Source organism: Paenarthrobacter aromaticivorans, from assembly GCF_019038615.1.
Taxonomy (GTDB): domain Bacteria; phylum Actinomycetota; class Actinomycetes; order Actinomycetales; family Micrococcaceae; genus Arthrobacter; species Arthrobacter aromaticivorans.
Genome location: NZ_JAHOPC010000008.1, coordinates 26684 through 47189, shown reverse-complemented (window position 1 = coordinate 47189; position 20506 = coordinate 26684). Strand labels below are relative to the sequence as shown.

The window sequence follows — 20506 nt, the reverse complement described above, 5'->3', positions numbered from 1 at the left end:
AGCTCTGGTTCAGGTTGAACCGCGAAGCTCTAGTTAAACTCAGGGCTTTCCGTGCGGCTGCGCTTAATTTCGAAGAAGTGCGGGTACCCGGCAAGGGTTACCGTGGCGTCCCAAAGCTGTCCCGCCTCTTCGCCCCTCGGAATCCGGGTGAGGACCGGGCCGAAGAAGGCCGTACCGTTTACCGCGACCACGGGTGTTCCGACATCCTGGCCCACCAAAGAGATGCCAGCCTCATGACTGGCGCGCAATTGCGTGTCGTAGTCTTCGGAACCAGCGAACCGTGCCAGTTCAGCGGGAAGCCCAACCTCTGCCAGGGCCTTCTCAATCACGGAAGTACGGTCCTTGTTGCCCTCATGGTGGATCTGCTCCCCCATGGCGTCATACAACGGCTTGACGTAGCTGCTGCCGTGCAGTTCCTGGGCCGCGATGATCACACGCACCGGACCCCAGCTGTCGTCCATCATTGCCCGGTAGTCGCCGGGAAGGTCACGGCCCTCGTTGAGCACCGACAGGCTCATGACATGCCAATCCGTCTCAATACCCCGCACCTGCTCCACCTCGCCGATCCAGCGCGATGTGATCCATGCGAAGGGACAAACGGGATCGAACCAGAAATCGGCTTTGTTGACGGACTGCTCAGGCAAATTCTGTTCGGGCACAGGAAACTCCTCGACAAGAGTGGAAACGGGCGTGGAGCGACGCTGAATCAGTGAAACCGCCGCTACTAGGCCAACGGCTGGCTAGGCCGACTTATTCCGGCGCTTCGCTACGACGTCGTGGCCGATCATGGTCGGCTGGGCCTTGTTATCCACGACATCAGCGGTTATGACCACAGTTGCGATGTCATCCCTGCTCGGGAGATCAAACATGACTGGCAGCAACACTTCTTCCATGATGGCCCTCAGGCCACGTGCCCCTGTGCCGCGTTCAAGCGCTTGGTCAGCGATGGCGTCCAGCGCGTCGTCGTCGAATTGCAGCTCCACACCATCCAACTGGAACATCTTCTGGTATTGCTTCACCAAAGCGTTCTTGGGCGTGGAAAGGATCTGGATCAATGCAGGACGGTCGAGGTTCGAGACGGTGGTGATCACCGGCAGGCGACCGATGAACTCCGGAATGAGTCCAAACTTCAGCAGGTCTTCGGGCATGACTTCGCCGTAGGTGTCCACGTTGTCCCGGACCTCGTTGAGCGGCGCTCCGAAGCCGATGCCCTTGCGCCCGGACCGGGAACCGATGATGTCCTCGAGACCGGCAAATGCGCCTGCCACGATGAAGAGCACATTGGTGGTGTCGATCTGGATGAATTCCTGATGCGGATGCTTACGTCCGCCCTGTGGCGGCACGGAGGCAACGGTGCCTTCGAGGATCTTCAGCAGGGCCTGCTGGACTCCTTCGCCCGAGACATCCCGGGTAATCGAGGGGTTCTCGCTCTTGCGGGAGATTTTGTCGATCTCGTCAATGTAGATAATGCCTTGTTCGGCTTTCTTGACGTCGTAATCTGCCGCCTGGATGAGCTTGAGCAGGATGTTCTCCACATCCTCGCCAACGTAGCCTGCCTCCGTGAGCGCCGTGGCATCGGCTACAGCGAACGGCACATTCAGCCTGCGCGCCAGCGTTTGTGCCAAGTAGGTCTTGCCACAACCGGTTGGGCCAATCAGCAGGATGTTGGACTTGGCGATCTCCACATCCTCGTGATGTGGACCCTCACCAAGGCTGCCGGCTTTGGGAGCGTGACCAGCCTGGATGCGCTTGTAGTGGTTGTACACAGCAACCGCCAGCGACCGCTTGGCAGGTTCCTGGCCAATGACGTACTCCTGCAGGAAATCGAAGATCTCCCGGGGCTTGGGGAGTTCAAAACTGCCAAGGTCCGAAACTTCCGCAAGTTCTTCTTCGATGATCTCGTTGCAGAGCTCGATGCACTCATCGCAGATGTACACACCAGGCCCGGCAATCAGCTTCCGTACCTGCTTCTGGCTCTTTCCGCAGAAAGAACACTTCAGCAGGTCCGTGCTCTCGCCAATCCGAGCCATGTGTGAATCCCTTCGTTACATGCGGGTGATGCGGCTCCGCGCCGTACTCAAGTGTGCGGCCTGGCCGGGGTTGGCACCACCGTGACAACATCCACTCTAGGTCACAATGGGCTGCTTGGGCGGAAACAGAACGCCGGTGCGGTCCATATTTCGCGAACCGCACCGGCGTCGTTTTACTGTCTGCTACCTGGCGATTGCCTGGGGCTTGATCTTGCGGGAGTCCAGAACCTGGTCAATCAAGCCGTAACTCATGGCCTCGGCCGCGGTCAGGATCTTGTCGCGCTCGATGTCGTTATTGACCTGCTCGGACGTGCGGCCGGAGTGGTGTGCCAGCGTGTCCTCAAGCCATGTACGCATGCGCATGACTTCAGCAGCCTGGATCTCGAGGTCGGATGCCTGGCCGCCCTGGCCGCCGGACAACGCGGGCTGATGGATCAGCACGCGTGCGTTCGGCAGTGCCAGCCGCTTGCCCGGAGTTCCTGCTGCAAGCAGCACAGCAGCCGCGCTGGCTGCCTGGCCCAGGCATACCGTCTGGATCTCGGGACGAATGTACTGCATGGTGTCATAGATCGCCGTCATGGCGGTGAAGGATCCACCTGGCGAATTGATGTACAACGTGATGTCGCGGTCCGGATCCGTCGATTCAAGGACCAGCAGCTGAGCCATGATGTCATCGGCAGAAGCGTCGTCAACCTGGACGCCGAGGAAGATGATGCGGTCCTCGAACAGCTTGGTGTACGGATCCTGGCGCTTGAAGCCGTAAGGGGTACGCTCTTCAAACTGGGGCAGGACGTAGCGGCTGGTTGGGAGATTACCGGCAGACCATCCGAAGTTGTAGTTCATGTCATTACTCCTGGGTTTCAGTGGTTCTTTGGTGCCGGTTAGTTTTCGGAGCCTGGCTCGGAGTTCGACTGGTTGGCCGTTCCACCGCCACCAGCTACCGAGCCTGCGTGGGCCGAGATCTTGTCGAAGAAGCCGTACTCCAGGGCCTCGGTGGCCGTGAACCACTTGTCGCGGTCGTTGTCCTTGAGGATGGTCTCCACAGTCTGGCCCGTCTGTTCGGCAGTGAGTTCCGCCATGACCTTCTTCATGTGCAGGATCAGCTCGGCCTGGATTTTGATATCCGAAGCAGTGCCACCGATACCACCGGAAGGCTGGTGCATGAGAATACGGGCGTTGGGGGTCGCGTAGCGCTTACCCTTGGTTCCGGAGGAGAGCAGGAACTGACCCATGGAGGCAGCCAGGCCGGTGGCAACAGTGACAACATCGTTGGGGATGAACTGCATGGTGTCGTAGATGGCCATGCCGGCCGTCACGGAGCCACCGGGCGAGTTGATGTAAAGGTAGATGTCCTTCTCGGGGTCTTCAGCCGAGAGGAGGAGCAGCTGCGAGCAGATGGCGTTGGCGTTCTCGTCACGGACTTCAGAGCCAAGCCAGATGATGCGCTCTTTCAGCAGGCGGTTGTAGATGTAGTTGTCCTGGGCTGCGGGATCGACAGTTGCCATCCGGGGAGCCTCTGATTGCTGTGACATAAGTACTTACCTCTCGCTGGTGCCAGTGACCTCACTGAACTTCACTACTTGGACACTAACCGTTTTCAGGGACGATTTGTTCGCCGGAATCGCGCTGTTCGCTGACGGCGCACGATTGGAGCGGGCCCGCAGATCCAGCGCGCTTATTGTATGCGGACTTGTCCGTTCAGGGCTTAAAACAAACCGACCCCGGATCTGCTGATCCGGGGTCGGTTGATGCGTTTTGACTAGAACTTCACGGCTGCGGGGTCATCGCTGGCGACAGCATCCGCTTCCTCGCCGGCTTCGGCGACTGCAGACTCGTCGGCAGCAACCTCGCCTGCGGGGCGGACGAAGTCGCCGAGGTCGACCTTGTTGCCTTCAGAGTCGACAACCTCGGCCTGGCCCAGCACAACGGCCAGTGCCTTGCGGCGGCGTACCTCGGAAACCATCATGGGAACCTGGCCGCTCTGATCGATGATCTGGGCGAACTGGTTGGGGTCCATGCCGTACTGGCTTGCCGTGCTGACGATGTAGTCGATCAGCTCGTTCTGGCTGACCTCAACTTCTTCCTTGTCCGCAATGGCGTCAAGGATGACCTCGTTCTGGAAGGCGCGCTCGGTGTTGGCCTTGACCTCGGCGCGGTGTTCCTCGGTGTCGTGGTCACCTTCGCCGTGGGCGTTCTCCGGGTTGAAGTGAGCTTCAATCTGCTCTTCGACAACCGAAGCCGGAACAGGGACCTCGACGAGCTCTACAAGCTTGTCCAGAACCTTGTCGCGGGCCTCAACACCCTGTCCGACAACCTTGGAATCGGCAGCCTGCTTGGCGAGGTCCTCGCGGAGCTCAGCAAGGGTGTCGAATTCCGAGGCCAGCTGGGCGAAGTCGTCGTTGGCCTCAGGAAGCTCGCGCTCCTTGACGGCCTTGACAACAACCTTCACCTGGGCCGCCTCGCCGGCGTGGTCGCCACCAACGAGCGTGGTGTCGAAGATTGCCTCTTCGTCGGCGGACAGGCCGGTTACGGCCTCGTCCAGGCCCTCAAGCATGGTGCCGGCACCAACCTGGTAGGACAAGCCTGAGGCCGAGTCGATTTCTTCGCCATCGATCGTGGCGGTGATATCGATCGTGAGGAAGTCCTCGTTCTGTGCGGGACGCTCCACGGACTTCAGGGTGCCGAAGCGGCCACGAAGTTCATCCAGGGCCTTGTCGACGTCTTCAGAAGAGGATTCGGCCGCAGCAACCTCAACCTTGATGCCTGCGTAGTCCGGCAGCTCGATCTCGGGGCGTACGTCAATTTCCACCTGGAACTTGAGCTCGCCGTCGGTTGCGGACGGGTCCGGAACCTCGGTGATTTCAACCTCAGGACGGCTCAGGGGGCGAACACCCGTTTCCTGGACAGCGGCCTGGTACCAGCCGTTGAGGCCATCGTTGATGGCGGTTTCCAGGACATAGCCACGGCCAACGCGCTGGTCGATCAGCTTGGACGGAACCTTGCCCTTGCGGAATCCGGGGACCTGGATCTGCGAAGCAACAGTCTTGTAAGCGGCATCGATGCTCGGCTTCAGTTCCTCAAAGGGAACCTCAACGTTGAGCTTGACCCGCGTGGGGGTGAGGTTCTCGACAGCGCTCTTCACAGTCTAAGTACTCCTGAATTTGTGGGTATGGGGTTCTGCCGCATCCCTGAGGCGGATACGAAACACAGAGTCGGGGTGACAGGATTTGAACCTGCGACTTCCTGCTCCCAAAGCAGGCGCTCTAGCCAAGCTGAGCTACACCCCGAATGCACAGGACAGTCTACGGGCAAGCGGGCCCGGAATGCACATTTGACACCGCCGCCGGAATTAGGTTTAGTTGTACCCGGCTTCAACAGCCACCGGGAAGATGTCCTAAGCGAGAGATCCATACAAGGATCCAGCAGGAGATCCATCCGGGGACGTAGCTTAATGGTAAAGCCTCAGTCTTCCAAACTGATTACGCGGGTTCGATTCCCGTCGTCCCCTCCAGTAAAAAAGCCCCAATCTTCGGATTGGGGCTTTTTCGTTGTTAGGACCAGCAAGCGCTCTTACAAATGACAAGCGCTGCTACAACTGGCAGCCAGGGCACCAATACAGTTTGCGGGCGCCGATTTCTGCCATGCCTACCAGCGTGCCGCAAGCGCGGCAGGGCTGCCCTTCGCGCTTATAGACAAAGTGGGCATCGGCGTCGGGCGCTGAGGCGCCGTTACCGCTCCATAGCGCTGGCGGTGTGGTGACGATCCGACCGTCGCGCACGCCGTCGGACATGGCGAGGACGGCGTCATCCCACAACTTGCCCGCTGTCGCAGCATCAATCGTGTTTCCAGGAGTCCATGGATCCACAGCCTGACGGAAGAGGACCTCGGCACGGTATATATTTCCGACCCCTGCCAGCACCGATTGGTCCATCAACAGCAAGGCCACGGCGGTCTTGCGGCGTCGCAACCGGCGGATGAACTCGTCCCGGTCCCCCGGCCGGTTACGCAGCGGATCAGGGCCCAGCCGGCCCAGCACAGCTTCTGCTTCGTGGGACGTAACAGCGGCGCAAGTAGTGGCTCCACGAAGATCGGCCCAGCCGTTGTCCGAGACCAAGCGGGCGCGGACTGCACCCACCGGGGAGGGAGGCCCGGCGTAGTCCCCCTCAGCGCTGGACTCCACGCCAGAAGAGGCAGTCTCGCGCTCACCGATCCGGCGAGGCGCGCCAATGCTGGAGGCCCCCGTGAAGGAGCTATCGCCGCCAAAGCTCCAAGCACCATAGAGACCAAGGTGAACGTGGAGGAAAAGATCGTGGTCGAACCTCAGGAAAAGCTGCTTTCCGTGCGCAACAGCTTCAACCATCACATGACCGTCCAGAAGCTCCGCACCGGCTGTGAATCGTCCCTGCGGACTGGAAACCTCCAAACGCCGGCCGCCAAACACATCCTGGAATTGGCGGGCCAGCCTGTGGACGGAGTGCCCCTCAGGCACTACTCGACGATCTCGCCGGTGGTCTCGTAAGCCGCAATCTTGCCGATACGGCGGACGTGGCGTTCATCATTGCTGAAAGGTTCCTGCAGGAAGGCCTCGATGAGCTCGGTTGCTTCTTCCACCGTGTGCTGACGGCCGCCAACGGCGACTACGTTGGCGTCGTTGTGCTCGCGGGCAAGCTTGGCGGTAGAGAGGTTCCAGGCCAGCGCGGCACGCACACCCTTGACCTTGTTGGCAGCAATTTGTTCACCATTGCCCGAACCACCCAGAACGATGCCCAGCGCGTGAACGCCTGCTTGCTGGTCAGCCACCACTGCAACTCCTGCGTTGATGCAGAAAGACGGGTAGTCATCCAGGGCGTCATATTCCTTGGGTCCGTGGTCCACAACCTCGTAGCCCTTGGCAGTGAGGTGGTTGACCAAGTGAGCGCTGAGTTCCATGCCGGCGTGGTCTGTGGCGATGTGGACGCGGGGTGTAGTCACGGGTAGTCCATTCTTTCTGGCGCGCCGGTGTGGCACCTGGCCGGGCGCGGCGATGTGGGATGCGCTACCTAGGTTACCGCGCGCCGGGTTGCTGGGCTTGCCCACCGGGATGGGCCCGCTCGGCCGCCCGGTTCAGGATTCCGGCGAGTTTGTCCGCAGTGGCGGCAGTGCCGGCACTCAGCGCAACCCTGCGTCCGTTAAGTTTCCTTACGACGACGGCAGGACCGCTGCTGACCAGCATCGCGGTCGCGTCGTCATGGTGCCTCCACCCCCAGCCACCAAAGTCTGCAGCTTTTACTTCAGCGGGAGCAGCCGCCGCGATGTCGACGGCGGGAACGGTCAGGACGGGTACAACGCCACCTGCAAAGACCTGCAGCCCTCCCCTGTCCGCGCGGACGCGGGCGAACAGGAACCCGGCACCGACCAGCGCTGCAGCAGCCACCAAGGCCCCGAGCCACGGGACAGCAATGGCAATCAGCGCGGCTGGAAACAGTGCGGACACGATAATCATGACGAAGACTGAGCTGCGGGCATGGACCCACATGCGCAGAGTGTCCCGCGCGAGGTCCGGGTCCGTGATGTGGAGGCGTTCGGCTTCGAGGGCCTGATCATCCTCGCGCGTCCAGCGCGGATCCGGTTTGAAAGCGAACATGAGGACGACGCCGAGGGATACTGCCGCACCGCTACCCATTGCGAGGACGATCGGATCTACGTGGGAAGCGCGCGCCTCCCCTATTCCCGATTGCCCAACTAATCCGGCAGCGAGGACTGTGGTCACGAACAGGCTCACCATGAGGCCAAGGCCCATCATGACCCTTCGCATTACCACCGGCCGCGAAAGCGGAACGGCTTGGAGGAAGGCGACCCAACCGAAGAACGTGATCAGGGCTGCGCCGCCTGTTACGTAGGCGCCGAAGGGCGCAAAAGCGGTGCCGCCGTCGGCGTTCCACATCACTGCTACCGGATCCGGAAGATCGTTTCGAAGCATCTGGGCGCAAACGACGAAACCAATGGCCAGCAGCAACGGAAAGGCGAGTGCAAACCTGAGTGCGCGTATGTCAAGAGACTCCCGGAACGTTCCCATGATCCAACGCTACTCCCTGGCAGCGACACTGTGGTGGCACCTCCTTGCCATCGGCGCTTGGAGTGAAAGAATGGCTTCACACCATCGACCGGACCCCCGGCCCGGCCGGCCACCCCAAACTTCCGGAGGCACCACTTGCCAGGCCTTAACCTGACGCGCGTCGAAGCCGCGCAGCGCGCTGAAATCCTCAATGTCGAGTCCTACAACGTCACCCTTGACCTGACCAAGGGGGCCGCAGTCTTCGGATCCACCACGGTGGTGAAATTTTCGGCAAAGGCTGGAGCGTCAACGTTTATCGACGCCGTCACCGAGACCGTTTACAGCGTTACGCTGAACGGCACCGAACTCGATCCCGCCGAAGTATCAGACGGTATCCGCATCCAGCTTCCAAACCTTGACGAGGAGAATGAGCTCACCATCGTCGCTGACGCCCGCTACATGAACACCGGCGAGGGCCTCCACCGCTTCGTGGATCCGGTAGACGGGGAGGTCTACCTCTACACCCAGTTCGAGGTTCCGGATTCCCGGCGGATGTTCGCTGTCTTCGAGCAGCCCGACCTGAAGGCCAGCTTCACGTTCCACGTCACCGCGCCCTCACACTGGGACGTCGTCTCCAACTCCCCCACCCCGGTACCGGTTGAAACCGATGCAGGCGAGGACGGCGGTGCCAGGTCAGTGTGGGAATTCGCTCCTACGCCGCGTCTGTCCTCGTATGTCACCGCCCTCATCGCAGGACCGTACCAATCCGTCCGGTCGGAGGTCGCCAGTTCGGACGGCAGGGTCATTCCGCTGGGCGTCTTTGCTCGCAAATCGTTGATGCAGTACCTCGACGCCGACAACATCTTCGAACTTACCCGCCAGGGTTTCGAATTCTTCGAGGCACAGTTCGGCTGCCCATACCCGTTTGAAAAGTACGATCAGCTGTTCGTCCCCGAGTTCAATGCCGGTGCGATGGAAAACGCCGGTGCGGTGACAATCCTGGAGGGATACATCTTCCGTGGCAAGGTTGCCGGCGCACAGATCGAACGCCGTGCAATCACCGTCCTGCACGAGCTCGCACACATGTGGTTCGGGGACCTTGTGACCATGCGCTGGTGGAACGACCTCTGGCTCAACGAATCCTTCGCCGAATACATGTCCCACCTGGCCGCAGTGGAAAACACTGCCTTCGACCGGGCGTGGACCACTTTCGCATCAGTGGAGAAATCCTGGGCCTACCGCCAGGACCAACTACCCACCACACACCCGATCTTCGCCGAAATCAACAACCTTGAAGACGTGGAAGTCAACTTCGACGGGATCACCTATGCCAAGGGCGCCTCTGTCCTGCGGCAGTTGGTTGCCTGGGTTGGACCCGAACAGTTCATGTCAGGTGTTCGCACGTACTTCGCCAAGCACGCATGGAAAAACACCGAACTGGCAGATCTCATGGTGGAACTGGAAGCCGCAAGCGGCCGGGACCTTGACGTATGGGGCAAGCTTTGGCTGGAAACCGCTGGCGTGAACACCTTGGCTCCCGAGGTGGACGTGGAGCAAGACGGCACCATCACCTCGTTCAGCATCCTGCAGACAGCCATCGATGAACAGCCCACATTGCGCCCACACCGCTTGGCCGTGGGCTTCTACAACCTGTCCGGGGAAGGCAAGCTGGAGCGGACGCACCGCGAGGAGCTGGACGTCGAGGGCCCACGGACCGAAGTGCCCACCCTGGCTGGCCTCGCACGCCCGGACCTCATCCTGCTCAATGATGATGATCTCGCCTACGCCAAAGTACGCCTGGACGCCCACTCGCTTGCCACAGCGAAAGCGCATCTCAAGGATTTTGCCGCCAGCTTGCCCCGCACACTGGTGTGGGGCTCCGCATGGGATGCGGCACGGGACGGAGAAACTCCTGCACGCGGCTACGTCGAACTGATCCTGGCGAACATCGCAGAGGAAACAGACTCCTCGGTGATCCTCGTTCAACTGCGGCAGCTAGCCACGACGCTGACCTACTATGTGGCAGCTGAGCACAAGTTGGAGGCAACGATCGCTGCCGCCGACAAACTGTGGGACCTCGCGGCGGCGGTGGATGCTGGCTCGGATGCGCAGTTGCAGTTCGTGAAGTCTTACGCGCAGCTGGCACGGAGCACGGAGCAGCTGGACCGCATCCAGGCGCTGCTGGACGGGACCGACACCCTTGAAGGCCTTACCGTCGACCAGGACATGCGGTGGGAGCTGCTCACCGCCTTGGTGGCCGGCGGCAGGCAGGGCCAGGAGCGCATCGACCAGGAACTCGCCCGCGACAACACCTCCACCGGCCAAAATGCCGCGGCACAGGCCAAGGCCGCTATTCCCACAGCGGAGGCCAAAGCTGCCGCGTGGGATTCCATCGTGGTCAAGGGCGAGCTCTCCAACGCCCTGCAAGCCTCGGCAGTGGCCGGCTTCATGCGGGTGCCGGATACCACCTTGCTGGAACCCTACGCTGAGAAGTACTTCGAAGCGGTCCCCGGGATTGTCAAAGAACGCACGCACGCTTTGGCCCAGCAGATCGTCGTGGGCCTCTATCCGGCACAGCTCACAACCCAGGCCACTGTGGACCGGACGGACGAATTCCTCGCGGACCTGCCCGAGGAAAGTGCAGCGCTGCGCCGAATGATGCTGGAAAACCGGGACGCCGTGGCACGGGCGCTCCGAGCCCGGGCAGCGGACGTGGACGGCTAAGCCGTACGTTGGGGCCTGTGCTGGCGCTGTTTGGCAGATGGCTAAACTGTCCGCATGGGCCTCAACGAACACCACTATGCATTGACCGTCCGCTGGACTGGAAATCTGGGCGTCGGTACAGAGAGCTACAGAGGGTACTCGCGGGATCATGACGTAGAGATTCCCGGGCTGCCCATCCTCAGGGGTTCCGCAGATCCAACGTTCCACGGCGACCGCACGCGCTACAACCCCGAGCAACTCCTGCTTGCTGCCCTGTCGCAATGCCACATGCTCTCCTTCCTGCACGTGGCGGTAAAACATGGGGTTATCGTCACCGGCTACGAGGACAACGCCGAGGGCATCATGAAGCTAAACCGTGACGGCAGCGGCCAATTCGAGAGCGTAACCCTGAAGCCGCACGTCACCATTGCGGACCCGGCTCACTCGGCAATGATGGCGCAACTTCACCACGAAGCCAATCAGGTCTGTTTCATAGCCCGCAGTGTCAACTTCCCGGTGTTGCACGAGCCAATGACGACGTCGGCAGCGGCCTGAGTCTGCTAAACCCGCCTTAGGCCTGTTGCTCCCGCAGGAGTCCTACCAGCCTGCGTTCAGTTTCACGGCTTAAGCCTGCCTTGCGCTCCCTTTCCAGGCCCAGGCTTCGCTCATAGTCCAAGGCGTCCCGGAGAGTCTCCTGCCACGGGCGCAATGTCATACCGAGCGCCTTCGCCGCTTGATTGCTTCGCGATTGGAAGCCGTCGTGGTCCGGGGGCAGCCAGAGAGGAAGTGAGTCCGGCCCTGCCCAGTAATCGACGCCTTGCTCCACCAGCCAGTCTTCGTCGGCCCGGACAGTTGCGCCCAACGGTATCCTCGCGTCCGCGCCGGGCTGCTTCTCCTGGCCCAGCGCCGCGCGGCTGGATTCGGAAATGTACTCACTGAACGGAACTACGTCTCCCAACGCGTTGTACGTGCCGGTCAGGCCCATCTCCGCCCCTTGAATGATCCATCCGGCGAGGTCACGGACGTCGATGATCTGGGTGGCATCATCTGGAATGTTCGGCACTAGAACCGGCCCAGTATTGGCTGCGAAACGCGCAGGCCAATAACCGTAACGGTCAGAGCCGTCCCCTGGCCCTCCAATGAGACCTGCCCTCACAATGTGGGCTTTCTGCCCCACCAGCGTGAGGGTCAAGCTCTCGATCGCAGATTTTGATTCACCATAGGTTTCCGGAGTGCCGGCTTGTCCTTCAGGCAAAGGTTCAAGGAGCGCCGCGTTCTCGTCAGCACCAGGAACCGAATGATCCGCATACACCGAGCAACTGGACACGAACGTCCAATGGCGCGCACCCGATCCCAACGCTTCAAGGGCATCCCGCGCTTGAACAGGATCCCTGGAAACCTCGACAACCTCGTCCCAGCTACTGTTCACGTCCTCATAGGCTGCACTGCCCAAGGCGCGGTCGCCACGGACCCATTCCACGCCGTCGGGCGGGTTCGCCTGGCTGCCACGGGCCAGACACGTGACGTCGTGCCCCAAGGCAAGCGCCTGCTTGGCGATTTCAGCTGACAGGAAGGCAGTACCGCCAAGGACCAGGATGCGCATACCGTCACGCTACGGCGATAGGGTTGGAAGTGGACAGAGTGTTCCGCGCCCGGCGAACACGGGCCGACGACAAGGAGTTATTCCACCTTGACCTCCATCCCCTTGGCGGAAACCATCACCATTGAACCGGAGAAAATAGACTTCGTTTCGATCCTCATCACCTTAGGCGTAGGCCTGCTTGTCTGGATCGTGGCGCGGTTCATCATCCTGCGCATCACGCGGCGGGTATCCGCGGGCAGCTCCTTCTTCAAGAAGCCACACTTCAAATGGGTGCAGCCGGCAATCCGTGCACTGGATCACGAACGCCGGTCACAGCGCGCCGAAACAATCGGCACTTTGCTGACAAGCCTCGTGAGCGTGGTGGTGGTGGTGATCGTGATTATTTACGTCCTCAAGTTCATGAACGTGGACGTCGCGCCCCTGCTGACAAGCGTGGGAATACTGGGTGTCGCCATCGGCTTCGGCGCACAGCAGCTGATCCGCGACTTCCTCGCCGGTATCTTCATCACCATCGAAGACCAGTACGGAATAGGCGATGTGATCGTTACCAGCGAAGTGATTGGTACCGTTGAATCAGTGGGCCTGCGCATTACGCGGGTCCGCGCTGAGGACGGAGCCATCTGGTATCTGCGAAACGGCGAAATCCTGCGCGTAGGCAACCGCTCGCAGGGAGACTACGTTCCGTTGGAGTCGCCGGAACCCGACGACAATGATGCTGCCAAGAAGGCTGAGGAGAAGGCCAGTGAGTGACACGAACCCCCAGGCTGGTCCACGACGCCAGCTGATGCAGAATGATCCCTTCAGCCAACCTGCCTACACCGACAGCTTTTATGCAGCCGTGGGCGGTCACGACACTTTCGTGAAGCTGATTGACGTCTTCTACGACGGCGTTGCGCAGGATCGGCTACTGCGGCCCATGTACCCCGAAGAAGACTTGGGACCGGCCAAACGGCGCTTCCTCATGTTCCTGGAACAATATTGGGGTGGTCCTACTACTTACAGTGAGGAGCGCGGCCATCCACGCCTGCGGATGCGCCACATGCCATTCCGAGTCACGCCCGAAGCGAAGGATCGCTGGCTCTTCCACATGCGGACAGCAGTGGACTCGTTGGGGTTGTCGCCGCTTCACGAGGGAACCCTTTGGGACTACATGGAACGCGCTGCCCTGACCATGGTGAACAGCCCCTCGGCCGTCTGAATGCTGTCGTCTGGGCGTCGTCGTTTGGGTCTAGAAGCCCAGGCCTAAGCCTGCGCCCGTGCGAACCAGTACATGGCCACGAGGACCACTTAGGCGGAACCACCGTCCATTGCGGAACAGCTGCTGCTCGCCCGCGCCCAGGAATCCCAAGGCGAAGGCAGCGAAGGCTGCACCGGCAGGCAGGTCACTGAGTCCGGGGAGCTCTCGTCCCCACACGGCGGCCCGGGCCGTATTCACAACGGCAGCGCCGGCGGCAGTGGGCACCACGCCAGCCACCTCTGCAATGCCGGCTTCCGCTGCTGACTTCAGGTCGGCGTCGAGCACCGTCCCCAGGACTGCCCAACCGCTCCTGGGCGCGCCGACGCCAGCCCACGACTCCGAAACCGTCGACGGCGGAATGGGCAACTCGACGTCGTCGGCACCCGAGCGGGCAAGACGGTCCATGACGGAGGCGAGCGTCACCGTGACGTCGGCCTGCGCGGGTTCTGCAAGCGCCATGGTCCGCAACCCAAGGATAGTGGGAGTTGATTCGCCCAGGATGCGTGGCCTGAGCACACACACGTAGGCGGCCAATACCTGGCCTGCAGCCTGCAGGCGGATGGCGCCGTCATCGATGCTCTTGGCACGCGTGACAAAGGTCCGCAGGTCAACGAGGTCGCGGGGATCAGCAAAGCGGAAGGACTGGGTCAAGAGGTCTGTCACAGCATCGACTCTACCGGCATGTCCGCGGTTGAGAGGGGTCCGGGGGCCGTCTAGAGTCGAACCATGACTGACACGAACGCTGGCCTTAAGTTTGAGGCACCCTCAGAAGATCCGACGGAAGTCCTGATTGGCCTGTTGGACCTGGGTGACTTCGACGGAGCCCGGACCAATGAGGATATCTTCCTTGGACCTTCCCAAAAACAGCCCCGGCATCGTGTCTTCGGCGGCCAGGTTCTAGCCCAATCCATGATGGCTGGCATGCGAACCGTGGAACCAGACCGGGTGGCGCACTCCATGCACGGCTATTTCCTGCGGCCCGGCGACGCCAATAAGCCCATCACCTTCGGTGTGGAACGGTTGCGTGACGGTCGGTCCTTCTCGGCGCGGCGCGTTCATGCTTATCAGGACGGTGTCCCGATCCTCTCAATGATCGCCTCGTTCCAGGTTGAAGATGAAGGCCTTGATCATCAAGCGACAATGCCTGAAGGCATTCCGGACCCAGAATCCTTGCCCAGCACGGCTGAGTTGCTGGCTCAATTCGACCACCCGTTGGCACGGCATATGTCCTCGGAGCGGCCGTTCGACGTCCGTCACATCGACCCCGCACTTTACGTGTCACCGCCAAGCGAGCGCGTGGCCACCAATGCCGTCTGGATGAAGACGATGGGACCCTTGCCCGACGACCCCAAGCTGCACCTGGCCGCGTTGGCGTACGCAAGCGACTACACCTTGTTGGAGCCCATCCTCCGCAAACACGGCCTCGCCTGGATGACGCCGGGCATGAGCGTCGCAAGCCTCGATCACGCCATGTGGTGGCACCGGCCGGTCCGGGTGGACGAGTGGATGCTGTACGTCCAGGAGTCCCCCAGCGCGCAAGGGGCACGTGGTTTGGCTACCGGGCGGATATTCAACCGCGAAGGCCTGCACGTTGCGACCGTGGCACAGGAGGGGATGGTCAGAATTCCCTAGCAATGAGGCCGGTCCCTGTTGGGACCGGCCTCATTTTGTGCCTGTGGCGACCCGCTAGTCGCGGGTCAGGCGGCGGTGCGTCACGCGGTGCGGCTTTGCGGCATCAGCGCCGAGGCGCTCCACCTTGTTCTCCTCGTAGGAGTCGAAGTTACCTTCGAACCAGTACCACTTGGAGGGGTTCTCGTCGTCACCTTCGTAGGCGAGGATGTGGGTTGCTACCCTGTCCAGGAACCAACGGTCGTGGGAGACCACCACGGCGCAGCCGGGGAACTCGAGCAGGGCATTTTCCAGGCTGCTCAGGGTTTCGACGTCGAGGTCGTTGGTGGGCTCGTCGAGGAGCAGAAGATTGCCACCCTGCTTAAGGGTCAATGCAAGGTTGAGACGGTTACGCTCACCACCGGAGAGGACACCAGCCTTCTTCTGCTGGTCCGATCCCTTGAAGCCGAACGCCGAAACGTAGGCCCGCGAAGGCATTTCGACCTGCCCCACCTGGATGTAGTCGTGGCCTTCGGAAACAACTTCCCAGAGAGACTTATTGGGATCTATACCGCCGCGGGACTGGTCCACGTAGGAGATCTTTACGGACTCGCCGATCTTGAGCTCACCATCGTCCAGGGGCTCCATGCCGACGATGGTTTTGAACAAGGTGGACTTACCCACACCGTTCGGTCCAATAACGCCAACGATGCCGTTGCGGGGCAACGAGAAGGAGAGGTCTTCGATCAGGACGCGGTCGTCGAACCCCTTCTTCAGATTCTTGGCTTCGATGACCACGGAACCCAGGCGCGGACCCGGAGGAATCTGGATCTCTTCGAAGTCCAACTTGCGTGTGCGCTCGGCCTCTGCGGCCATTTCTTCATAGCGGGCCAAACGAGCCTTGGACTTGGTCTGGCGGCCCTTGGCGTTGGAGCGCACCCATTCAAGTTCTTCGCTGAGGCGCTTGGACAGCTTTGCGTCCTTCTTGCCCTGGACCTCAAGGCGGGCCTTCTTCTTCTCCAGGTAGGTGGAGTAGTTACCTTCGTACGGGTAAAGGTGGCCGCGGTCCACTTCTGCGATCCACTCAGCCACGTGATCCAGGAAGTAGCGGTCGTGAGTCACGGCAAGGACGGCACCGGGGTACTGGGAGAGGTGCTGCTCAAGCCACAGCACGCTTTCGGCGTCCAAGTGGTTGGTGGGCTCGTCAAGGAGCAGGAGGTCCGGCTTCTGGAGGAGAAGCTTGCACAGCGCTACGCGGCGGCGCTCACCACCGGAGAGGACCGTGACATCGGAATCAGCCGGCGGGCATCGCAGGGCGTCCATGGCCTGCTCGAGCTGGGAATCGATATCCCAGGCATCGGCAGCGTCAATCGCTTCCTGCAACTTGCCCATCTCATCCAGCAGAGTGTCGTAGTCTGCATCCGGGTTGGCCATCTCTTCGGAGATCTCGTTGAAACGCTGGATCTTGCCGTAGATCTCGCCAACGCCTTCCTGGACGTTGCCAAGGACGGTTTTTTCCTCATTCAGCGGCGGTTCCTGCAAGAGGATGCCCACGGTGTAACCGGGGCTCAGGCGGGCCTCGCCGTTTGAAGGAGTGTCCAGTCCTGCCATGATCTTCAGGATGGTGGACTTGCCAGCACCGTTCGGGCCTACGACGCCGATTTTCGCGCCGGGGTAGAACGACATGCTGACGTCGTCCAAAATAAGTTTGTCGCCAACGGCCTTGCGAGCCTTGGTCATCGTATAAATGAATTCCGCCATGCCCTTAAATCTAGTGGGTAGGCGGACAGATCTCACATTCGGTGCTATCGGGCCCTGTCAGCAGCTCCGTGGGGAAGTACTGCTAACGAACGCTGCCCACGAAGCATTTCCCGGTGGCAAGTACTGGCAGAACGCTCATCACGACGCCTCCATCCCGGATCTGGCCCATGACACAACTATCGCCTGCCAGCGCCGCGGCTTCCAACGCATCAACATCAAGACCTGTGGGCGTCCGGCTGACGGACACTTCCACGTTGGCTTGGGGAATGCCCGCTGATACCAGGGCTGCGCGAACGGATTCCGTATCCGGTTTGGGGTTGGCCGCCACGATCTTCTTCAGCGTTGCCTCCACAGCCGTGCTCGTGGCCACTATGGCGGGGTCCACGCTGGGTTCAGCACTGGCTTGGAGGGATGTGGGGCTCGAAGAAGTTGGGCCTGCCGTAGGTTGTGGTGACGATGCAGCGCATGCCGTCAGTGCAAGGGCAGCAACAAGGACCAGGAAGGCCCCGGCAGCCCTACCGTTCAGCTGAAAGTTGCTTTCACGACTCGACTGCTCCACCCTGGTTCCCCTGCTCATCACATAGCCATTCTGCCATTCCCATGGACGGCCCGCGGGCGTAGCGTGGGCCAAGTGGTGGCGCGCCTGAATCGGCGGCCGCGGGAAGGAGAAACCCATGGAAGGAAAAATCCCTGACGCCGAGGCGTCGATCACCGTTGCCGCCCCGCGCGAGCAGGTATGGAAGGCCCTGACCGATCCTGGCCTCATCAAGGAATACTTCCTCGGAACCAATGTCGAAACAACCTGGCGGGTAGGCGATCCCATCACTTACTCCGGCGAGTACAACGGCAAGGCATACGAGGACAAGGGCATCATCCTGGCCTTCGAACCCTTGCAGCTCTTGAAAACCACTCACTACAGTCCTTCATCGGGACTTCCCGATTCCCCCGGGAATTATCACACGGTGGAATACCGCCTGGCCGATGCGGACAAAGGAACATCCGTGACCATTACGCAGGGCAACAACAAGAGCGAAGAAGAAAAGGAGCATTCGGCCGCGACGTGGCACATGGTTCTTCAGAACCTCAAGGAATTTCTTGAGTGACAGCCCAAAGAGCCACGCAGTTTAAAGAATCAATCCCCCGGAACCCTGCAGGTTCCGGGGGATTTCTTGTGCCCCAGGAGGGAATCGAACCCCCGACCGGCGGATTAGAAGGCCGCTGCTCTATCCCCTGAGCTACTGGGGCGCACAGGCGCCAATACAAGCCTAAGCCGCTGGCGCCACAAAGAGTTTACAGTGCATTCGGACTGCAGCCTGCCAGCCCACGCCCACAGGCACTTCTCCTCCACAACAACCCTGCGAGCCGGAGTTATTCACATAGGGCAAGACCGCTCTCCCCAGCCTTGTTTGCATGCATGAGGCTAAGAGGGCCGGACGGGCACTTTCCTACATCGAGAAGGACCACCATGAACGACACCATTACTCTTCGGGGCTTTGTAGCCTCGGAAGTCAAGAGTTCGACCACCACACGCGGAACGTCCACTGCTTCATTTCGCCTCGGGACAACTGAACGGCGCTACGACCGGGCCAGCAATACATGGGTGGACGGCAACACCAACTGGTACACGGTGCAGTCCTTCCGCTACTTGGCCGGCCACGTTGGCTGCAGCGTGAAGAAGGGTCAACGCGTCATCGTCGTGGGAAAACTCCGTCTAAGGCAGTGGGAACACGAGGGCAAGATCTACCATGTGGCAGAAATCGACGCGGAATCAGTCGGGCACGATCTCATGTGGGGTTCTGCGAACTTCACCCGGATGAACGGGACGTCGGCTCCAGCCGACTCAAACCCCTCCGGCGAGGCAGCCGGGAAGCTTGGAGATCCGGGGATTGAGTGGGAGGCCGACGACAACGAACAAGCACCCCCGGAGGACGAGACAGAAACAGTGGACGTCGACGATCCGGACGGTGCCGGTCCGCTGGTGGTAAACACCACCACAGGTGAGTTGGTGGGTGCCGGGGCTTGAACCTTCGCGTCGGGGACCGCGATGAAACTGGTGGGACCAGCCCCGCAGTAGCCCCACAGTGGAGATTACTCTGGGTCCATGGCATACGACGCAGCAGTTCCCCGACTGGAGACAGCTCCGGCATCCTGGGAGGCCGTGGAGAAATTATTCGGGGTCAGGGGCGAGCCATTCCGGTGCTGGTGCCGCTGGTTCGCCCTCCCGGGCAAGGAATTCAGGTCCAAGGCACCAACCGAACTCAAGGAGCTCCTGCGGGCCCGCTTCGACGAGGATCCAGAGCCAGGGGTGCTGGCATTCCGGGGTGGTCAGGCGGTCGGCTGGTGCGCTGTGGAACCGCGGGCAAACTATCCCCGCATAGAACGGTCGCAGCTTCTTCGGGCAGCGGACCTGCCGCCCGTTGACGTTGGGACCCTTTGGTCGGTGAGCTGTTTTGTGGTTTCACCGAACCATCGGCGATCAGGAGTTGCCGCGACGTTACTCCGGGCAGCCGTCAACCATGCCTTCAATAACGGAGCCACCACCCTTGAGGCGTATCCCGTCGACACCAGCCTTCGTCCAAAGGCTGCTCCGTCCGACTTGTATCACGGCACGGTTTCGCTGTTCGTTGAAAGTGGGTTCTCAGTGGTATCAACTCCCATTCCCGGGCGCGCCATCGTTCGAGTCAACAGCAAGGCCGCATAAGACTGCTGGCCTCGCGGTCGCTTGTATGGGGCGGAGAACAAAGACGATTTCCGGGTTGGACACTTCCCAGGACGGCCAGTCATACTGCCCAGTCATACAGTTGAGGAATGGAGAACAAGGACCTGCTTGAGGACATCCGGTCAAAACTTCGATCTGCCGGGGATCCCGAGCGTGCCCGGGGAGCGCAGGCGTATATGAAGTCGGACATGCCCTCGTGGGGTATCCGGGTGCCAGAGGTGCGAAGAATCGCCAAGGCGGCGGCCAGGCAGTTTCCCATCTCTTCACCCGGCAGCCTTCGCGAGGCCGTTCATGATTTGTGGCGGAATGCCCAGGCGCGCGAAGAACGATATGCAGCCATTGAGTTGACAGGCCTGCCGATGGTCAAGGACGACCTTGCCATGCTGCCTGTCTATGAGGAAATAATCCGCACCGGCGCCTGGTGGGACCTCGTCGACGGAGTGGCCCACCGTCTGTGTGCCCTTCTCCTTGCCCATAGGTCCACCATGACGCCTCTTTTGCTGCAATGGTCCACGGACGAGGACATGTGGATCCGAAGGGCGTCCATTACTGCTCAATTGGCAGCCAAGACACTGACGGACCCTGGGCTGCTGGCGGCCGTTATCAAACCCAACCTTGCCGACAAGGAGTTCTTCATCCGCAAGGCCATCGGATGGGCCTTGCGGGAGTACAGCAAGACGAACCCCGAGTGGGTCAGGGCATTCGCCGCAGAGAATGCTCCAGCCCTCAGCCCGCTCTCCACACGTGAGGCAGTACGGCTTCTGTCCTCACATTAAGCAGTCGGCCAGGAGCCGTCGGGAGACTCAGGCAA

At 61.0% G+C, this 20506-nt stretch carries 21 protein-coding genes and 3 tRNA genes; 10 read left to right on the top strand and 14 right to left on the bottom strand.

All coding sequences use genetic code 11. From position 1 onward, the window contains the following. Positions 1 to 29: 29 nt before the first annotated feature. The 6 genes from KSW38_RS13705 to KSW38_RS13680 form a co-directional block, all read right to left on the bottom strand. Entirely contained in the window at positions 30 to 659 is a 630-nt protein-coding gene (locus KSW38_RS13705; protein ID WP_428982387.1) for a mycothiol-dependent nitroreductase Rv2466c family protein, read from the bottom strand. 81 nt (positions 660 to 740) lie between these two features. After that, a complete protein-coding gene (gene clpX / locus KSW38_RS13700) occupies positions 741 to 2030 on the bottom strand; it encodes an ATP-dependent Clp protease ATP-binding subunit ClpX (protein ID WP_216925477.1) in 1290 nt (429 codons plus the stop codon). A 183-nt stretch (positions 2031 to 2213) separates the two neighbouring features. Then, complete coding sequence (locus KSW38_RS13695) at positions 2214 to 2873, bottom strand: ATP-dependent Clp protease proteolytic subunit (RefSeq protein WP_216925476.1); 660 nt, start codon at positions 2871 to 2873, stop codon at positions 2214 to 2216. A 38-nt stretch (positions 2874 to 2911) separates the two neighbouring features. After that, entirely contained in the window at positions 2912 to 3535 is a 624-nt protein-coding gene (locus KSW38_RS13690) for an ATP-dependent Clp protease proteolytic subunit (protein ID WP_275964122.1), read from the bottom strand. A gap of 254 nt (positions 3536 to 3789) precedes the next feature. Next, entirely contained in the window at positions 3790 to 5172 is a 1383-nt protein-coding gene (gene tig, locus KSW38_RS13685; protein ID WP_216925474.1) for a trigger factor, read from the bottom strand. Positions 5173 to 5242: 70 nt separating this feature from the next. Continuing rightward, positions 5243 to 5317: transfer RNA gene (locus KSW38_RS13680), tRNA-Pro, on the bottom strand. A 150-nt stretch (positions 5318 to 5467) separates the two neighbouring features. On the opposite strand from KSW38_RS13680, the gene KSW38_RS13675 reads away from it, so the two are divergent. Beyond that, positions 5468 to 5541: transfer RNA gene (locus KSW38_RS13675), tRNA-Gly, on the top strand. Between the two features lie 78 nt (positions 5542 to 5619). Here the strand turns inward: KSW38_RS13675 and KSW38_RS13670 are convergent. From KSW38_RS13670 to KSW38_RS13660, 3 genes are all read right to left on the bottom strand, one after another. After that, entirely contained in the window at positions 5620 to 6519 is a 900-nt protein-coding gene (locus KSW38_RS13670; RefSeq protein ID WP_216925473.1) for an Fpg/Nei family DNA glycosylase, read from the bottom strand. Then, positions 6519 to 7001 (bottom strand): ribose-5-phosphate isomerase, encoded by a 483-nt coding sequence (locus tag KSW38_RS13665; RefSeq protein WP_216925472.1) that lies wholly within the window; start codon positions 6999 to 7001, stop codon positions 6519 to 6521. The genes KSW38_RS13670 and KSW38_RS13665 overlap by 1 nt, the downstream gene beginning before the upstream one ends. A gap of 73 nt (positions 7002 to 7074) precedes the next feature. Beyond that, entirely contained in the window at positions 7075 to 8085 is a 1011-nt protein-coding gene (locus tag KSW38_RS13660; RefSeq protein WP_216925471.1) for a hypothetical protein, read from the bottom strand. Between the two features lie 135 nt (positions 8086 to 8220). Here KSW38_RS13660 and pepN point away from each other — a divergent pair, with 135 nt between their 5' ends. Both pepN and KSW38_RS13650 read left to right on the top strand, forming a co-directional pair. Beyond that, positions 8221 to 10788 (top strand): aminopeptidase N, encoded by a 2568-nt coding sequence (gene pepN / locus KSW38_RS13655; RefSeq protein WP_216925470.1) that lies wholly within the window; start codon positions 8221 to 8223, stop codon positions 10786 to 10788. 54 nt (positions 10789 to 10842) lie between these two features. Then, complete coding sequence (locus KSW38_RS13650) at positions 10843 to 11322, top strand: OsmC family protein (RefSeq protein WP_216925469.1); 480 nt, start codon at positions 10843 to 10845, stop codon at positions 11320 to 11322. A gap of 16 nt (positions 11323 to 11338) precedes the next feature. Here KSW38_RS13650 and KSW38_RS13645 read toward each other — a convergent pair whose 3' ends face one another. Beyond that, positions 11339 to 12370 carry an NAD-dependent epimerase/dehydratase family protein gene (locus KSW38_RS13645; RefSeq protein ID WP_216925468.1) on the bottom strand — a complete coding sequence of 344 codons (1032 nt, stop codon included), beginning with the start codon at positions 12368 to 12370 and terminating at the stop codon, positions 11339 to 11341. Between the two features lie 87 nt (positions 12371 to 12457). Here KSW38_RS13645 and KSW38_RS13640 point away from each other — a divergent pair, with 87 nt between their 5' ends. Then, positions 12458 to 13120: a mechanosensitive ion channel family protein gene (locus KSW38_RS13640; RefSeq protein ID WP_216925467.1), complete on the top strand. Its 663-nt coding sequence runs from the start codon at positions 12458 to 12460 to the stop codon at positions 13118 to 13120. A gap of 34 nt (positions 13121 to 13154) precedes the next feature. After that, entirely contained in the window at positions 13155 to 13568 is a 414-nt protein-coding gene (locus tag KSW38_RS13635) for a globin (RefSeq protein ID WP_216925645.1), read from the top strand. Between the two features lie 30 nt (positions 13569 to 13598). On the opposite strand, the gene KSW38_RS13630 is transcribed toward KSW38_RS13635, so the two are convergent. Continuing rightward, positions 13599 to 14270 carry a DUF8185 domain-containing protein gene (locus KSW38_RS13630; RefSeq protein ID WP_216925466.1) on the bottom strand — a complete coding sequence of 224 codons (672 nt, stop codon included), beginning with the start codon at positions 14268 to 14270 and terminating at the stop codon, positions 13599 to 13601. 63 nt (positions 14271 to 14333) lie between these two features. On the opposite strand from KSW38_RS13630, the gene KSW38_RS13625 reads away from it, so the two are divergent. Continuing rightward, entirely contained in the window at positions 14334 to 15239 is a 906-nt protein-coding gene (locus KSW38_RS13625) for an acyl-CoA thioesterase (protein WP_216925465.1), read from the top strand. Positions 15240 to 15293: 54 nt separating this feature from the next. Here KSW38_RS13625 and ettA read toward each other — a convergent pair whose 3' ends face one another. Both ettA and KSW38_RS23440 read right to left on the bottom strand, forming a co-directional pair. Continuing rightward, a complete protein-coding gene (gene ettA, locus KSW38_RS13620; protein ID WP_216925464.1) occupies positions 15294 to 16976 on the bottom strand; it encodes an energy-dependent translational throttle protein EttA in 1683 nt (560 codons plus the stop codon). Between the two features lie 82 nt (positions 16977 to 17058). Further along, entirely contained in the window at positions 17059 to 17553 is a 495-nt protein-coding gene (locus KSW38_RS23440; protein WP_223946258.1) for a DUF6993 domain-containing protein, read from the bottom strand. A gap of 97 nt (positions 17554 to 17650) precedes the next feature. Between KSW38_RS23440 and KSW38_RS13610 the strand changes: the two genes are divergently transcribed. Further along, positions 17651 to 18079, top strand: a complete 429-nt coding sequence (locus KSW38_RS13610) for an SRPBCC family protein (protein ID WP_216925463.1) — start codon at positions 17651 to 17653, stop codon at positions 18077 to 18079. Between the two features lie 69 nt (positions 18080 to 18148). On the opposite strand, the gene KSW38_RS13605 is transcribed toward KSW38_RS13610, so the two are convergent. After that, a tRNA-Arg gene (locus tag KSW38_RS13605) sits at positions 18149 to 18221 on the bottom strand. 220 nt (positions 18222 to 18441) lie between these two features. On the opposite strand from KSW38_RS13605, the gene KSW38_RS13600 reads away from it, so the two are divergent. The 3 genes from KSW38_RS13600 to KSW38_RS13590 all read left to right on the top strand — a co-directional run bounded on the left by KSW38_RS13600 (position 18442) and on the right by KSW38_RS13590 (position 20471). After that, positions 18442 to 18999 carry a single-stranded DNA-binding protein gene (locus KSW38_RS13600; RefSeq protein ID WP_216925462.1) on the top strand — a complete coding sequence of 186 codons (558 nt, stop codon included), beginning with the start codon at positions 18442 to 18444 and terminating at the stop codon, positions 18997 to 18999. Between the two features lie 78 nt (positions 19000 to 19077). After that, on the top strand, positions 19078 to 19677 hold the full coding sequence (locus tag KSW38_RS13595) for a GNAT family N-acetyltransferase (RefSeq protein WP_216925461.1): 600 nt from the start codon (positions 19078 to 19080) through the stop codon (positions 19675 to 19677). A 107-nt stretch (positions 19678 to 19784) separates the two neighbouring features. Beyond that, positions 19785 to 20471, top strand: a complete 687-nt coding sequence (locus KSW38_RS13590; RefSeq protein WP_216925460.1) for a DNA alkylation repair protein — start codon at positions 19785 to 19787, stop codon at positions 20469 to 20471. Positions 20472 to 20506 lie beyond the last annotated feature (35 nt).

Excerpts from the sequence above, each read along its gene's own strand:
- clpX (WP_216925477.1), bottom strand. The coding sequence starts at position 2,030 with ATGGCTCGGATTGGCGAGAGCACGGACCTGCTGAAGTGTTCTTTCTGC.
- KSW38_RS13695 (WP_216925476.1), bottom strand. The coding sequence starts at position 2,873 with ATGAACTACAACTTCGGATGGTCTGCCGGTAATCTCCCAACCAGCCGC.
- KSW38_RS13690 (WP_275964122.1), bottom strand. The coding sequence starts at position 3,535 with ATGGCAACTGTCGATCCCGCAGCCCAGGACAACTACATCTACAACCGC.
- KSW38_RS13660 (WP_216925471.1), bottom strand. The coding sequence starts at position 8,085 with ATGGGAACGTTCCGGGAGTCTCTTGACATACGCGCACTCAGGTTTGCA.
- KSW38_RS13650 (WP_216925469.1), top strand. The coding sequence starts at position 10,843 with ATGGGCCTCAACGAACACCACTATGCATTGACCGTCCGCTGGACTGGA.
- KSW38_RS13645 (WP_216925468.1), bottom strand. The coding sequence starts at position 12,370 with ATGCGCATCCTGGTCCTTGGCGGTACTGCCTTCCTGTCAGCTGAAATC.
- KSW38_RS13635 (WP_216925645.1), top strand. The coding sequence starts at position 13,155 with ATGCAGAATGATCCCTTCAGCCAACCTGCCTACACCGACAGCTTTTAT.
- KSW38_RS13625 (WP_216925465.1), top strand. The coding sequence starts at position 14,334 with ATGACTGACACGAACGCTGGCCTTAAGTTTGAGGCACCCTCAGAAGAT.
- ettA (WP_216925464.1), bottom strand. The coding sequence starts at position 16,976 with ATGGCGGAATTCATTTATACGATGACCAAGGCTCGCAAGGCCGTTGGC.
- KSW38_RS23440 (WP_223946258.1), bottom strand. The coding sequence starts at position 17,553 with ATGAGCAGGGGAACCAGGGTGGAGCAGTCGAGTCGTGAAAGCAACTTT.
- KSW38_RS13610 (WP_216925463.1), top strand. The coding sequence starts at position 17,651 with ATGGAAGGAAAAATCCCTGACGCCGAGGCGTCGATCACCGTTGCCGCC.
- KSW38_RS13600 (WP_216925462.1), top strand. The coding sequence starts at position 18,442 with ATGAACGACACCATTACTCTTCGGGGCTTTGTAGCCTCGGAAGTCAAG.
- KSW38_RS13595 (WP_216925461.1), top strand. The coding sequence starts at position 19,078 with ATGGCATACGACGCAGCAGTTCCCCGACTGGAGACAGCTCCGGCATCC.
- KSW38_RS13590 (WP_216925460.1), top strand. The coding sequence starts at position 19,785 with ATGGAGAACAAGGACCTGCTTGAGGACATCCGGTCAAAACTTCGATCT.